This window comes from Halomonas marinisediminis (assembly GCF_004347715.1).
Classification (GTDB): Bacteria; Pseudomonadota; Gammaproteobacteria; order Pseudomonadales; family Halomonadaceae; genus Halomonas; species Halomonas icarae.
In genome coordinates, this window is record NZ_SLTR01000008.1 from 89,651 (window position 1) to 102,885 (window position 13,235).

A 13,235-nucleotide genomic window follows, 5' to 3' on the forward strand; every position below is an offset into this window, starting at 1 on the left:
CCCGGGAGAGCCTGTGTCCGATCCGTGGAGTCCGGCCCGGCGCCTCGAGCGCCTGACCGAGCTGCTCGCCACTTGGCGACCGCTATGGCACCCGCTGCCGTTTCAACACCCTGGGCTACCCTGGTCGGCCGAGTGGTCCGCCCTGGCCGAGGCGCTGCTGGCGCTCTCCGATGCCGAGGCGGCGCGCCTCCAGGAGACGCCCTTCATTGATTCGCCCCTGGCCGACTGGTTGCCGGTGGCGCAGCTCGAGGCGCTGACTCGCCTGCCACGGCTGTCGGCAGAGGGGGAGGGGTTGCCGGAGCGCTGGGCGGCGCATATGGGAGGGCGCAAGTGGCGCCAGGTTCAGGCCTTCCTGCCCAGGGTGTGTCTGCGCCAGGGGGAGTCGCCGCTCGAGTGGTGCGCGGGCAAGGGGCACCTGGCTCGGACCCTGGCGCGTCACCACGGCGTCGAGGTCACGGCGCTGGAGTGGGATGCCACCCTGTGCAGGAGCGGCGCTGCGCTGGCCCACGCCCAGAATGCGCCGGTGGTGCTGGCCCGACAGGACGTCATGGCGCCTGGCGTCGAGCGCTGGCTGGCGTCGAATACCCACGCCTGTGCGCTGCATGCCTGTGGGGATCTGCATCGCCGCCTGCTGGAGCGGGTCGTGGACGCCGGGTGTGCGGTGACGCTGGCGCCATGCTGCTATCAGCGCACCGCCGATGCCTGGTATCGACCGCTCTCCCGTCTCGCTGCCGACGGCATGGCGCGCTTCCGGCTTGAGCTTTCTCGGGATGATCTGTCCATGGCGGTTCAGGAGACGGTTACCGCTCCGCGGCATGACCGGCGTCATCGCCGGCGGGCGGGAGCCTGGCGGCTTGGTTTCGACCATTTGCAGCGCGAGGTTCGCGGCATCGACGACTATCTGCCGGTGCCGAGCCTGGCCTATGGCCGCATGCCGGCGACCTTCGAGGCGTTCTGTCGCTGGGCCGCGTCCCGCAAGGGCATCACGCTGCGCGGTGGCATCGACTGGGCCGCCCATGAGGCATGGGGGCAACGCCGCCAGCGGGAGGTGGCGCGCCTGGAGCTGGTGCGTCACCTGTTTCGGCGCCCCCTGGAGGTCTGGCTGGGGCTGGACCGCCTGGTCTTCCTCGAGGAGGCCGGCTATGACGCCGAGCTCGGCACCTTCTGCGGGCGCGAGCTTACGCCGCGTAACCTGCTGATCCGGGCGCGGCGGTCCTCCTAAGGCGATGATCGACGCGGCGTGATAATTCACGGGATCTTCTGGCGCTGGGTATCTCCGGCGGCGCTTTGCGATGCGGCCGCGCTCGGCCCGGCAGCGGCCGGAAAGTTGTCGCCCCGCGCCTCCAGCCAGGCCGCGAAGTAGTCGTTCATGCGCGTCAGGGTGCGCGCATACCAGGCCTCATCCTTGGTGATCGCGTGTTCGGCGTTGAGCGGATGTGTGGGGATATGCAGGCGCATGTCCACGCCGCTGACCGGATGGCGACCGACCTGGACGGCCGCTGATTCACGCGCCGGCCCGTAGGGAATTCGCCGAGCCAGGGCGGCGAGCCGCTCGGTGGAGGTGGCGAAGCGGATAAAGTCGCGGGCCTTCTGGGTATGGCGGGCATGGCGGGGAACCACCCAGGTCTCGTGCTCCTGAACCTGGCCGTCCCAGAGTATCTCGATGGGCGCGCCTCGCTGGACCATGGCATCGAAGAAGCGCCCGTTGTAACCCGACGCCATGACCACCTGTCCATGGGCGAGCAGCTCCACGGGCGCCTCGCCCTCTTCCCACCAGTGGATGGTGTCCAGCTGGTCCAGGCGCGTGAGGGCAAGGTTCAGGCCTCGCGGTGTGCTGAGCAGCCGGTAGAGCTCCTGGCGGGGGACACCGTTGGCCAGCAGTGCCCATTCGAGATTGACCGCCGGCGTGCGCTGCAGGGCCCGGGGGCCTGGAAAGCGCTGTTGGTCGAAGAGATCGGCGATGCGAGAGGGGCGCCGTCCCGGAAAGGCGTCGGGGCGATAGGCTACCACCGTGGCAAACAGCGTATGGGTGAGAGCGCAGGCGCCAATGGCCCCCGGGATAAAGTCCCGCTCGGCAGAGGTGCCGTCCGGGGCCGGGGCAGGTAGGCCCGGCGGAAGAGGCTGCAGCAGGCCCTCGTCACAGGCGGCCATGGCCTCGCTGCGGGTCATGTCGATCACATCCCAGGGCGACTCACCGGTGGTGACGGCGCGGCGCAGCTCGTCCAGTCCGCCGGCGTAGCGCGCCACCTCGATCTCAATCCCGCTCTGCTCGGTGAAAGGGGTGAACAGGGCCTCTCGCTGGGCGCGTTCGTAGGCGCCACCCCAGCTGAGCACTCGCAGGGGCTCGGCCGAGACCGCAGAGCCCCAGGCCATCAGTACGCATAGTGCCAATAGCACCATCCGCTGTGCAGGAGTCAGCCTATCCATGGCCATGCTCCTCGCGGCGCAGCGTATCGCTCTGGTCCAGATAGGCATGGGCGATAGTGACCTCGTAGACCACACCGCAGAAGACGCCGTCGTCGACCACGGCCAGGGCCTCGCTGGTGACCTTCTCGAGCAGCGCCATCGCCGCCCATAGCGTGGTGTCGGGGCTCAGTATCGGTCGCGTCATGTCCAGACACTCCCTGGCCTGCCGGGGTGGGGGCTCCTCCTGTCTTGCCGCCTCCAGATCGGCCAGCGTCACGCAGCCGTGAAAGTGCCCCCGGTCATCCACCAGGTAAGCCTCGGCGTGGTGCTGCCGGGCAATGCCGACGATGGCCTCGTCCAGCGATGCCCCGGGAGAGAGGGTGACACACTCCCGGGTCAGGTAGTCGCTTACCCGCGTGTCCATCAGCAGGGCCTGGTCACGCCCCGAGGAGAGGTCCAGGCCACGTTCACGTAGCTGAATGTCGAACAGCGAGCGTCCAAACAGCTGAGCGGCGATGGGGCTGGCCAGTGTCACGCTGGCCAGGGCCGCGGTGGTCAGGGCGTAATTGCCGGTCAGCTCGAAGACGATCAGCAGGCTGGTCAACGGGGCGCCGATGACCGGGGCGGTGACGGCGACCATGCCACAGACCGCATAGAAGACGAAGGTCTCCTGGGAGATGCCGGTCAGGCTGGCCGTCAGGGTGCCGCAGAGGGCGCCGAACAGCATGCCGACCACCAGGGCAGGGCTGAACACTCCGCCGCTGAAGCCCATGCCCAGACAGAGGGCGGTGGCCGCCACCTTCAGGCCCAGCACCAGCAGCAACTCGCCGCTGCCGAAGGCTCCGGCGATGGTGGCGAAACGCAGGGTCTCCTGGCCCATGCCGAGGATATCGGGCACCCAGAGTGCCGCCACGCCCAGCAGGGCACCCGCCAGGGCCGGCTGCAGTGCCGGGCGCAGCGGGAGTTGCCGGGCGAATCGACCGACGCCGAGAATGGCATGCATATAGCCCCCAGCCAGCAGGGCGCCCAGCCCGCCGATGGCGACAAACAGGGCGAACTCCCAGGCCTGGGGAACCACGGTCTCGGCGACATGAAAGAGGGCGCCCTGGGCCAGTGCCTGGGTGGCGATTACATGGCCGACGAGGGCCGCGGCGGCGACGGGTGCGAAGGCTCTCAGTGCATAGTGGCGCAGCACCACCTCATGGGCGAAGACAATGCCCGCCAGCGGCGCATTGAAGGCGGTGGCAATCGCCGCGGCCACTCCACAGGCGATGGTGATATTGTCGTCGGAACGACTCAGGCGCAGCAGTCGTGCGCCCAGGGAGCCGAGGCTGGCCCCCAGGTGCACCAGCGGGCCGTACTGGCCTACCGAGGCGCCGGCACCCAGGGAGAGCAGGGCGGTAAAGGCGGAGACAGCCCCGGCCTTGAGCGGCAGTCGGCCGCGGCGCGTCTGGACGGCGGCGATGGCATCGGTGGGCGTGTGAGGGCGCCGTTCGGGCAGCGTCTGGTGCAGGTGGCCGACGATCAGTCCGCCCAGGGCAGGCACGGCCACGGTGGTCAGTATCAGCCACTCCGGCCAGGCAAACATCATGCGGCTGCGTGGTGAGATCAGCAGTATCTCGTTGAGCCACAGCACGCCGCGCACGAAACCGGCGGCAAACAGCGCCGCCACGCCACCCACCGTGGCGCCCAGTACCACCAGTCCCAGGAAGCGCAGCACCGGCACAAGGCTGCGCGGCGTGGGAGGATCATGGATCTCCATATCCAAGGTGTAGGCGCCAGGGCCATGGAGGTCCAGCCGGGGCTTATGGCCGGACCAGCCCCGGGCTGTCGAATTGCCAAGCTAGCTGCGTTAACCCCGAGGCAGATCCCTTATGGGTGGACGGTCACGCCGTGGCGAAGCGCTGGTGCAACCAGGCGTTGATATCGTCGGACTCGTAGAGCCACTCGACCTCGCCATCGTCATGGGCGATACGCAGGCAGGGAACCTTGACGCGGCCACCGTTCTCGGCGAGTTCGCGGCGATGCTGCTGGTCGAACTGGGCGTCGCGGGTCTCGATGGGTAGAGCGAGGCGGGCGAGCTCCTTGCGCACCTTGATGCAGAAGGGGCAGGTGCGGAACTGGTAGAGGGCGAGGTCTTCACAGGCGCGATCGACCTCGGCCTGCTCCTCCGGTGAGCGCGACACGGCCTTGGGGGTCGTGAGCTTCTCGGAAATCAGCATGATGGGTGCCAGCACCAGGCGCAGGCCGCGGAAGAACAGGCGAATCAGGGGACGCATTGGGTCTCGATATCCTCGTTGGTTCTCTGGGGGGCGGCCATGATGCCATGCCCCCCGGTGAGCGGCCAGCCGGGGTTGGAGTGCGTCAGTTGGAGCGCATCAGTTGGAGCGCATCCGTCAGAGCGCCTCAGCGGGGAAGCGGGCGAGGATCTCGCGGGCTTCGCCATTGCGCTTGATCGTCAGTGGCAGCAGGGTACCGGGCGCCTGGCGGCTGACCCGAGCGATCAGCTCGCCGGGAGCCACGACCTCCCTGCCGGCGGCGGCCGTGATGATATCGCCCTCGCGCAGGCCGCTGTCGGCCGCCACGCTGTCGGCCTCGACTCGGGCGACCCGCACCCCCGCTTCGTCGGGCAGAATCAACACGCCCAGGCGCAGTGGAGCCGCCGGCTCGTACGGTGACTCGTCGCCGAGGCCGAACAGTACATCGGCGACCCCTTCGGAAGGCGGGCAGTCGTGCCGTGTCGACCAGGCCAGCAGCGTGCGGTGTGAGTCGAGCCCAAGGTCCTCGAGCTGGTGAGGAACTCCGTGATCGTGCTTGAGATGCCCCTCGCCGATCAGGCCGACGACCAGCGGCACCCGCTCGGCGGCGCTGGCGAGGCCTTCGGCCATGGCGCGATCCCAGACCAGCTGGGCGTCGATAAAGCGCTCGAGTCCTCCCGGGGTATCGAGTTCGCTTGGGTGGCTGGCATATAGCTCGGTGAGGAGGCCGACATAGTCGGGGGGTGGCGTGGCAGGTGGGGTCAGGCCGTGACGCTCTTCCGATGCCACTTTCTCCCAGCCCTGTGTGCTTAGCCGCCGGCGCAACTCGGGGGTGACGTTCAGCGCGACCAGCGGGATACGGTTCATGCGTGCAAAGTGCAGGATCGGCAGGTAGAGGTCGGGGTCATAGCCCCAGGCCTCGTGCCAGTCGCTGGTGGAGAGGAAGGCCGCCTCATTCAGCTCTCCGGCCACCCAGGCATCCAGCGCCGGCTGGGCCTTGCGCGGTAGCATCTCGAGACCGATCGCCATCGCGGGCTGGTGGGCGTGCAGCGCCGCCAGGGTATGCAGTTGCCAGCGGTGGTGGGCCAGACGCTCATGCTGTTCGCCGAGCAGAACGACCCGCTGGGAGGCGAGCTCGCGCATCAGGGCGTCGGCGGGTACGGCAACACCACCGCGTTGCCACTCCCCCGGTCGAGGACATTCGCCGGCCATGCTGATGGCAGGCAGGCCACCCAGGATCAGGGCAAGAAAAGGGGCGGCAAGCAGATGACGGCATAGCATGGCGTCTCCTCTGGGGCAGGGGGCTATCGAGGGGTTACCATACCCCAGGCCAGGAAGCGTCGCGATCATGCCCTGATGGGCGCCATCAGGCGAAGTGCCAGGGGGGAGGTGAACGGCTAGTAATCGTAGCGATTCGCGTTATCCTGTTGTGTGTTGTGACGTACAGCTTGCATTGCGCCTCGCCACCTGTTCAGGAGCTATTCGTGCCAAAACTCTCTCGTCGACTCGCCTCCCTGCTGGGGCTCACGCTGATGCTGTTGACTCTCCCCAGCCTTGCCGATTCACGCTTGAACGTGGTGGCCACCACCGGCATGATCGCCGACGTCGTGCGGGAAATAGGCGGCGAGCGGGTCGAGGTGACGGGGCTGATGGGCCCCGGGGTCGACCCGCACTTGTACCGCCAGACGCGCAGCGATGTGGTCGCCATGAGTCGCGCCGATGCGGTGTTCTGGAACGGTCTCTATCTCGAGGCGCAGCTGGCCGAGCTGTTGGGCCGGCTGGCCCAGCGCAGTCCCGTCTTTGCCGTGGGCGAGGCGGTACCCAAGGAGGAACGGCTCGCCCATGAGGACTACGTTGACCAGCCCGACCCCCATATCTGGATGGACCCGAGTCGTTGGCGTCATGCGGTCGTCGCCGTGCGCGATGCGCTGATCGAGCTGGACCCTGAAGCCACCGAGGAGTTCGAGGCCCGCACCGAGGCGTATCTGAAGGAGCTCGAGGCGCTGGACGCCTATGCGCATGAGGTGCTGGACACCATTCCGGCGTCATCCCGCGTGCTGGTCACCGCCCACGATGCCTTCGGTTATTTCGGCGAGGCCTATGCGCTGGAGGTGATGGGCATTCAGGGCTTCTCCACCGAAAGCGAGGCGGGACTCTCGCGCATCGAGAACCTGGTCGATCTGCTGGTCAAGCGTGAAATCGGCGCCATCTTCGTCGAGACCTCGGTCTCGGAGCGCAGCATCCGCGCACTGATCGAAGGGGCGGCCGCCGTGGGTCACGAGGTGCGCATCGGTGGCGAGCTATTCTCCGATGCCATGGGGCCCGAGGGAACCTACGAAGGCAGCTGGCTGGGCATGCTCGACCACAACGTGACCACCATCGCCCGCGCCCTGCAGGGCAGTGCGCCGGAGCTGGGCTGGCAGGGGCGTCTGGGCAGGGATGCCTCTCACACCATCGAGGAGGAGTAATCCATGCCCGATTCGCGTCTCGGCAAGGAGGTGATCGCTAGTCCCCTGGCGATTCAGGGGCTCACGGTCAGCTACGATCATCGCCCGGTGGTGCACTCGGTGGATTTTGTCACCCCGCCGGGCAGCATGAGCGCCATCATCGGGCCCAATGGCGCCGGCAAGTCGACGTTGCTCAAGGCGGCGCTGGGCATCACCCGACGACTCTCCGGCGAGGTGCGTGTCTTCGGTCGCCCTCTCGACCAGGAGACCCGCCACCTGGCCTTCGTGCCCCAGCGCTCCAGTGTCGACTGGGACTTCCCGGCGCGCGTCATCGATGTGGTGGGCATGGGACTCTATCGCGATCTGCGCTGGTGGCAGTTCGGCTCTCGACAGTTACGCCTGCGCGCCATGGAGAGCCTGGCACGGGTCGGCATGGAGGGTTTCGCCGACCGGCAGATTGGTCAGCTCTCGGGAGGCCAGCAGCAACGGGTGTTTCTGGCCCGGGCCCTGGTCCAGGAGGCCGATCTGACCATCCTCGATGAGCCCTTCGCCGGGGTCGATGCCGCGACCGAGGCGGCCATCATCCAGGTGCTCAAGTCGTTGCGAGACGAGGGCCGCACCCTGCTCTGCGTGCATCACGACCTGGCCACAGTGCGCGACTACTTCGATCATGTGTTGCTGATGAATGTGCGCCGCATCGCCGCCGGTTCGGTCGACGAGGCCTTTAGCGAAGAGAATCTACAGGCCACCTACGGCGGCCGGCTCAGTCCGGTGCAGCTGGCACGACTCATCGAGACGCCAAGCGGCGGACACAAGGCGAAAGAGGGAAAATGGTGATGGAAACCTGGTGGCGGGCACTCACTTTCACCCTGGGCTACAACACCAGCCTGGTGACAGTGGGCGCCATGCTGCTGGCCGCGGCGGCCGGCATGGTGGGTAGCTTCGTCCTGCTGCGCAAGCGTGCCCTGGTCAGCGATGCCATCAGCCATGCGACATTGCCGGGGCTGGCTTTGGCCTTTCTGGTCATGGGCCTGTGGCAGGGAGATGGCCGGGTGCTGCCGGTGCTGCTTGGCGGTGCCGCCGGAAGCGCTGCCCTGGGGCTGTGGTTGGTGCAGCGTATCGGGGAGCGTACTCGACTCGGAGAGGACGCCGCCATCGGTGCCGTGCTCTCGACCTTCTTCGCCTTCGGGGTGGTGCTGATCACCGTGATCCAGACCCTCTCGGTACGTGGCCAGTCGGGCCTGACCAGTTATCTGGTAGGGGCCACCGCCGGCATGCTCTACTCCGAAGCGCTGCTGATCGCCGCCTGCGCCCTGGGTCTGCTGCTGGCCCTGATGGTGTGGCGGCGTGACTTTCTGCTGCTCTGTTTCGATCCGGCCTTCGCCCGCACCCAGGGGTTCAATACCGGCAGGCTCGATCTGCTGTTGCTGCTGCTGCTGATGGCGGTCGTGGTGATCGGTCTCAAGGTCACCGGGCTGATCCTGATCGTGGCACTGACCATTATTCCTCCGGTCGCGGCGCGTTTCTGGACCGACCAGCCCATGCGCATGGTGGCCCTTGCCGCACTGCTCGGCGCCCTGGCAGGCTATCTCGGGGTGACGCTCTCCAGCGTGCGCGAAGGGCTGCCCACCGGTCCGCTGATCGTGCTTTCCGCCTTCGGCCTGTTTTTGATCTCTTTTCTGTTCTCACCGCGTCGCGGGGTGCTGGCCTCCCTGCTCGCCTATCAGCGTCTGCGACGGCGTGTGCACCTGCGCCAGGGGCTGCTTGCCCTGGAGCGTGATGAGCCGATCTTCGATGGGCTGACGCTGAAGCTGTTGCGCCGCCGCGGCCTGGTGCGTCGCGATGGGGTCGCCACCCCGGCGGGCGAGGCGGCGGCACGCGACGCCGAGCATGAGGAGCGGCTATGGGCCCTCTATCGGCGCCGCTATCCGGATGATGCCCTGCATCGGGAGCATGCCGGACTGACGCCGATCGGCCAGGTGCTTTCGGTGGACGCCATCATGGCTCTGGAGGCGGAGCTGCCCCCCGCGGAGGTGACACGATGAATGAGTTCATGATGTTCAGCCTGGTGCCGCTGACAATCGCGATCATCATCTCGATGACCTGTGCGCTGCTCGGCAACTTTCTGGTGCTGCGCCGGCAGAGCCTGATCGGCGATGCCATCAGCCATGTGGCACTGCCCGGGATCGTGGTCAGTTTCCTGATTACCGGCACCCTGGCCTCGCTGGCCATGATGCTGGGCGCCGGGGTGGCTGCCCTGGTGACGGTGGCACTGATCGAGCTGATTCGCCGCCTGGGGCGAGTGGAGGGGACGGCCGCCATGGGCGTGGTCTTCACCAGCCTGTTTGCCGTCGGCGTGCTGCTGCTGGAGTGGCATGGCGCCGCTGGGGTACACCTGGACGTCGAGCATGCCCTCTACGGTAATCTGGAGAGCCTGATCTGGTTCGAAGGGGTGGGTCTTGGTGCGCTGTTCGATCCGGTGGCGCTGGCCGATCTTCCTCCCCAGCTGGGCCGGGCCGCCTGGGTCGGGCTGGTGGTGGTGATCTTCGTGGTGATAATGCGCCGCCCGCTGGTGCTGGCCAGCTTCGACCCCGACTTTGCCGCCAGCATGCGAACGCGTCCGGCGCTGGTCGACCTGATGCTGGTGACCCTGGTGGCGGTGGCCGCCATCGCTGCCTTCGAGGCGGTGGGGTCGATCATCGTGATCGCGATGTTCATCTGCCCGGCCGCCGCCGCGCGGTTGATGACCAATCGTCTCGGCATACAGATCGTCTGGAGCCAGGTGTTCGCCCTGCTGGCTGCGGTAGGGGGCTATCTGTTGGCCGGTGAGGCGCCGCGCTGGCTGGGCTTCGATACGTCGCTCAGTGCCGCCGGCATGATCGCCAGCCTGGCAGGTTTGATCCTGCTTGCCGCCTGCCTGTTCGGCCCCTGCCGCGCTCGTACGGGGGCGGCGCATCAAGACTGAATCGACCGCGGAGGGGGTAGACGGTACGGCGAGCATCGCGTGTACTGCCAGTAGCCTGGCCGCGGATGGCCGGGTAGGGGAGGCTCACGACGGTAGGGAGGGACCGACATGAGGCGCTATCTCTCGCGCTGCTTGCTCCGATGGCGCCGAGTATCACCGACGCCGGTGCCGGTGCCGGTGCCGGTGCTTTGGGTGTTGGTGTCGCTGGCACTGCTGCTGGCGGGTCCGGTATCGGTCCAGTCCTCTCAGCATGAGGATGGTCCATGGTTCACCCTCGAGACGCTCAACAGCGGCCTCGGCGAGCCACCCGAGCAGGTGCGGCGCCAGACACCCCGTGAGGCGTTGCGCAGTTTTCTTACCCTGAGCGGCAAGGGTGACTACGAGACAGCGGCGCATCTGCTCAACCTCACCGAACTGCCGGCTGAGGAGCAGGCCACACGAGGTGGCGAGCTGGCCAAACAGCTCGCCTCGGTGCTGCAGCGGGGCGACTGGCTGCAACCCTCGGACCTCTCCAGTCGACGCGATGCCATGGTCGAGGACATGTCCGGCAAGCACCCCCTGGCGGGCCAGGCACGCCGCAATCTTCTGCTGACCTCGCTGGAGGCCGACGGCGAGTCCCACGCGATTCGCATCGCCCGCTATCGCGCCGGCGATCAGGAGCCGGTGTGGTTGATCACCCCCGACACCCTGGCGTTTATCCCTGTCCTCTATGAGGCCTACGGGCCCTCATGGCTAGAGCGGCATATTCCCGAGCCGTTCCAGCGTTCGCTGGGCATGCTGCGGTTATGGGAGTGGCTGGCGATTCCGCTCTTTCTGACGCTGATCGGCCTGCTGGGGTGGGCCGTGTACCGCCTCACCTCGGCCATGGCGGGCTGGTTACCGGCCGGTAGCCTGGCGAAGCGTTTCGTTGCCCGAATACCGGTACCGGTGACCTTTATCGCCATGTCGCTGATGGCCCAGGTGCTGCTGGGCAGCGTGGTCTCCTTCTCCGGTGTGGCGACCGCCGGCTTCCGTATCCTGCTTATCGTGATCATGGCCTGGGGCATGGGACTCGCCGCCCTGCGCCTGGTCGACGCCTTCCTGCAGAGGATGACCCAGCGCCTGGTGGGCGAGATCGATGACACCCGCCACCGAGATGAACGCAAGCTGCTGACTTCCCTCTATGCCCTCAGGCGCGGCATCATCCTGATCACAGTCATCGCCGTGACGGTCTATATCCTGGCGGAGATCAACCTGTTCGGTACCCTCGGTCTGTCGCTGCTCGCCTCGGCCAGTGTCCTGACGGTGCTGGTGGGCATCGCCGGCCAGGCCGTGCTGGGCAATATCCTCTCCTCCTTCCAGCTGTCGCTGGCCAAGCCGATCCGGATGGGGGATCTGGTGGTGTTCGAGGGGCAGTGGTGCTATGTCGAGGGCATCTTCTATACCTTTATTCGTCTACGGGGTTGGGACGAGCGGCGTCTGATCGTGCCGGTCAAGCACTTCGTCTCTCAGCCCTTCTATAACCTCTCCGCCAAGGATGCACGTCTCTATCGCCAGCTGGCGCTTACCCTGCACATCAGTGCCGATATCGAGTGCCTGCGGCAACGCTTTCAGGAGCTGGCCGAGCAGGAGCCCGACGTGATCGAGCCGGACAGGCTGTGCTGCTACGCGACGGCCCAGAACGAGGCAACGATCGAGGTGCGTTGCTACATGATGACGCGAGAGCCCATGGGAGGGTGGGTCGCCGAGGCTCGGCTGCGCGAGAAGCTGCTGGCCTTCATTCGCGACGAGCACCCCGAGTGGTGGCCCCGGGAGGTGGTGGCCGTCAGCCGCCGTGATGTGACCATTGCCGAGGGCGGCGAGGCATCATTCGACTCGAGCCAGGCGGGTGAGGGGCACTCTGGCTCGTCATGAATCCTCACACCGGTACGCCCCACACCGATAATACCCCTTAGCCAGAAGGAGAGTCTGGTCGACATGAGTCACCCTGAGCGAGCCCATTGGCTGGCCCGCGAGCACAAGGTTCGTCTGGCGCTGTGGCGTCATGGTCCGGTGAGCCTGGAGGCGTTGACGCGCCATGCCTATGACGATGTGCCCGAGGCGAAGCAGGGGCTGGCGACACGCTCGGCGCTGGCCCACCTGCTCAAGCTGGAAGCGGAGGGCCGTGCGGTGCAGCGCGAGGGTGTCTGGGACAGTCCGGGCCGTTCATCAAGACGATAGGCCCGATAAGGGCCTAGTCGTCCGCGTCTAGGCCCAGCGCTCATCGGCGGTAAAGGCCACGGTAAACCAGCGCCGCTCCGGTGGCGGGCTGAGGCGCTCGGCGATCTGTTCGCGTATCTCGTCCATCACTGCCACGCCACGCTCGGCGGCGAAGTCTGGCGTGGTGACGATATGGATCTCGATATAGTGGCCGCGCCCCGCCTTGGCGACATGGCTGTAGTAGGTCAGCAACCCCTCGCGCTCCATCACCGGGGCCATGGCCGCATGCACCTCGGCGTCCAGTGCACTTGGCGCAATCAGGAAGATCTCCTTCATCGCTCGGCGCACGATGCCGATGGGGACCGGCATGAAACCGGCAGTCAGCAGCATCAGCAGCACCGAATCCACATAGGGAGTGAGATGAGCCCAGCCCGTCCCCTGCAGCAGCCTTGCGATGATAAACGCCACCAGCAACGCACTGGTGATCAGCGCGGCCATCAGCCAGCCCTGCATGTCGATGCGCACGAACTCGGAGTCTGCCGTGCGATTGATCCGTCGTTGATAGGCGGTCATCACGAAACAGGCAATGGCCACCACCACGGCATAGGCGATGGCCAGATCGAAGGCCAGTTCGCGACCTCCTTCGCGCAGGTCGAGCAGTGCAGTCAGGAAGGCGTAGAAGCACAACAGCATCAGGATGCTGCCGTTGAGGGCGGCCACCAGCGGCTCCAGATGCCAGTAGCCGTGCTGGAAGCGCTGGCTGGCCTCGCGCACGGCCAGCCTTGCCACCAGCAGAGCCAGCCCGGACATGGCGGCATCGATGGTGGAGAAGACGCCATCGAAGAGGATCGACTGGGAGCCGGCCAGCAGGCCGACGGTGACGCCCAGGCCCGAGACCACCAGGGTCATGACGATGGAGAGCTTCAGCGCGCGCTGCTCGAGGGTGGCTTGCATGGTTGCGGCTCGTGGTCAGGGACAAGA

Annotated in this window: 12 protein-coding genes; 7 read left to right on the plus strand and 5 right to left on the minus strand. The window is 66.9% G+C overall.

Features of this window, described 5'->3' with window-relative positions; all coding sequences use genetic code 11:
* The first annotated feature begins 13 nt into the window (after positions 1-13).
* Entirely contained in the window at positions 14-1,222 is a 1,209-nt protein-coding gene (locus E0702_RS07965; RefSeq protein ID WP_132042601.1) for a methyltransferase, read from the plus strand.
* Between the two features lie 26 nt (positions 1,223-1,248).
* Here E0702_RS07965 and E0702_RS07970 read toward each other — a convergent pair whose 3' ends face one another.
* The 4 genes from E0702_RS07970 to E0702_RS07985 all read right to left on the minus strand — a co-directional run bounded on the left by E0702_RS07970 (position 1,249) and on the right by E0702_RS07985 (position 5,945).
* Positions 1,249-2,427 carry an extracellular solute-binding protein gene (locus E0702_RS07970; RefSeq protein ID WP_132042603.1) on the minus strand — a complete coding sequence of 393 codons (1,179 nt, stop codon included), beginning with the start codon at positions 2,425-2,427 and terminating at the stop codon, positions 1,249-1,251.
* Entirely contained in the window at positions 2,420-4,168 is a 1,749-nt protein-coding gene (locus E0702_RS07975) for a chloride channel protein (protein WP_132042700.1), read from the minus strand. Before E0702_RS07975 ends, E0702_RS07970 begins: the two co-directional genes overlap by 8 nt.
* Before the next feature lie 124 nt (positions 4,169-4,292).
* Positions 4,293-4,685, minus strand: coding sequence for a glutaredoxin family protein (locus E0702_RS07980; RefSeq protein ID WP_132042605.1), 393 nt, complete (start codon positions 4,683-4,685; stop codon positions 4,293-4,295).
* A 117-nt stretch (positions 4,686-4,802) separates the two neighbouring features.
* Entirely contained in the window at positions 4,803-5,945 is a 1,143-nt protein-coding gene (locus tag E0702_RS07985) for a ChaN family lipoprotein (protein WP_132042607.1), read from the minus strand.
* Between the two features lie 203 nt (positions 5,946-6,148).
* Here E0702_RS07985 and E0702_RS07990 point away from each other — a divergent pair, with 203 nt between their 5' ends.
* The 6 genes from E0702_RS07990 (at position 6,149) to E0702_RS08015 (ending at position 12,275) form a co-directional block, all read left to right on the plus strand.
* Positions 6,149-7,132, plus strand: a complete 984-nt coding sequence (locus E0702_RS07990; RefSeq protein ID WP_205741903.1) for a metal ABC transporter solute-binding protein, Zn/Mn family — start codon at positions 6,149-6,151, stop codon at positions 7,130-7,132.
* 3 nt (positions 7,133-7,135) lie between these two features.
* Entirely contained in the window at positions 7,136-7,948 is an 813-nt protein-coding gene (locus tag E0702_RS07995; RefSeq protein ID WP_132042609.1) for a metal ABC transporter ATP-binding protein, read from the plus strand.
* The gene (locus E0702_RS08000; RefSeq protein ID WP_205741904.1) at positions 7,942-9,156 is read left to right on the plus strand and encodes a metal ABC transporter permease; all 1,215 of its coding nucleotides are present in this window, start codon (positions 7,942-7,944) and stop codon (positions 9,154-9,156) included. The genes E0702_RS07995 and E0702_RS08000 overlap by 7 nt, the downstream gene beginning before the upstream one ends.
* A complete protein-coding gene (locus tag E0702_RS08005) occupies positions 9,153-10,076 on the plus strand; it encodes a metal ABC transporter permease (protein WP_132042611.1) in 924 nt (307 codons plus the stop codon). The genes E0702_RS08000 and E0702_RS08005 overlap by 4 nt, the downstream gene beginning before the upstream one ends.
* 108 nt (positions 10,077-10,184) lie before the next feature.
* Positions 10,185-11,969 (plus strand): mechanosensitive ion channel family protein, encoded by a 1,785-nt coding sequence (locus tag E0702_RS08010; RefSeq protein WP_132042613.1) that lies wholly within the window; start codon positions 10,185-10,187, stop codon positions 11,967-11,969.
* 63 nt (positions 11,970-12,032) lie between these two features.
* A complete protein-coding gene (locus tag E0702_RS08015; protein ID WP_132042615.1) occupies positions 12,033-12,275 on the plus strand; it encodes a hypothetical protein in 243 nt (80 codons plus the stop codon).
* Positions 12,276-12,302: 27 nt separating this feature from the next.
* Here E0702_RS08015 and E0702_RS08020 read toward each other — a convergent pair whose 3' ends face one another.
* Complete coding sequence (locus E0702_RS08020) at positions 12,303-13,208, minus strand: cation diffusion facilitator family transporter (RefSeq protein WP_132042617.1); 906 nt, start codon at positions 13,206-13,208, stop codon at positions 12,303-12,305.
* Between the last annotated feature and the right edge of the window lie 27 nt (positions 13,209-13,235).

Excerpts from the sequence above, each read along its gene's own strand:
- E0702_RS07970 (WP_132042603.1), bottom strand. The coding sequence starts at position 2,427 with ATGGATAGGCTGACTCCTGCACAGCGGATGGTGCTATTGGCACTATGC.
- E0702_RS07975 (WP_132042700.1), bottom strand. The coding sequence starts at position 4,168 with ATGGAGATCCATGATCCTCCCACGCCGCGCAGCCTTGTGCCGGTGCTG.
- E0702_RS07980 (WP_132042605.1), bottom strand. The coding sequence starts at position 4,685 with ATGCGTCCCCTGATTCGCCTGTTCTTCCGCGGCCTGCGCCTGGTGCTG.
- E0702_RS07985 (WP_132042607.1), bottom strand. The coding sequence starts at position 5,945 with ATGCTATGCCGTCATCTGCTTGCCGCCCCTTTTCTTGCCCTGATCCTG.
- E0702_RS07995 (WP_132042609.1), top strand. The coding sequence starts at position 7,136 with ATGCCCGATTCGCGTCTCGGCAAGGAGGTGATCGCTAGTCCCCTGGCG.
- E0702_RS08000 (WP_205741904.1), top strand. The coding sequence starts at position 7,942 with ATGGTGATGGAAACCTGGTGGCGGGCACTCACTTTCACCCTGGGCTAC.
- E0702_RS08005 (WP_132042611.1), top strand. The coding sequence starts at position 9,153 with ATGAATGAGTTCATGATGTTCAGCCTGGTGCCGCTGACAATCGCGATC.
- E0702_RS08010 (WP_132042613.1), top strand. The coding sequence starts at position 10,185 with ATGAGGCGCTATCTCTCGCGCTGCTTGCTCCGATGGCGCCGAGTATCA.
- E0702_RS08015 (WP_132042615.1), top strand. The coding sequence starts at position 12,033 with ATGAGTCACCCTGAGCGAGCCCATTGGCTGGCCCGCGAGCACAAGGTT.
- E0702_RS08020 (WP_132042617.1), bottom strand. The coding sequence starts at position 13,208 with ATGCAAGCCACCCTCGAGCAGCGCGCGCTGAAGCTCTCCATCGTCATG.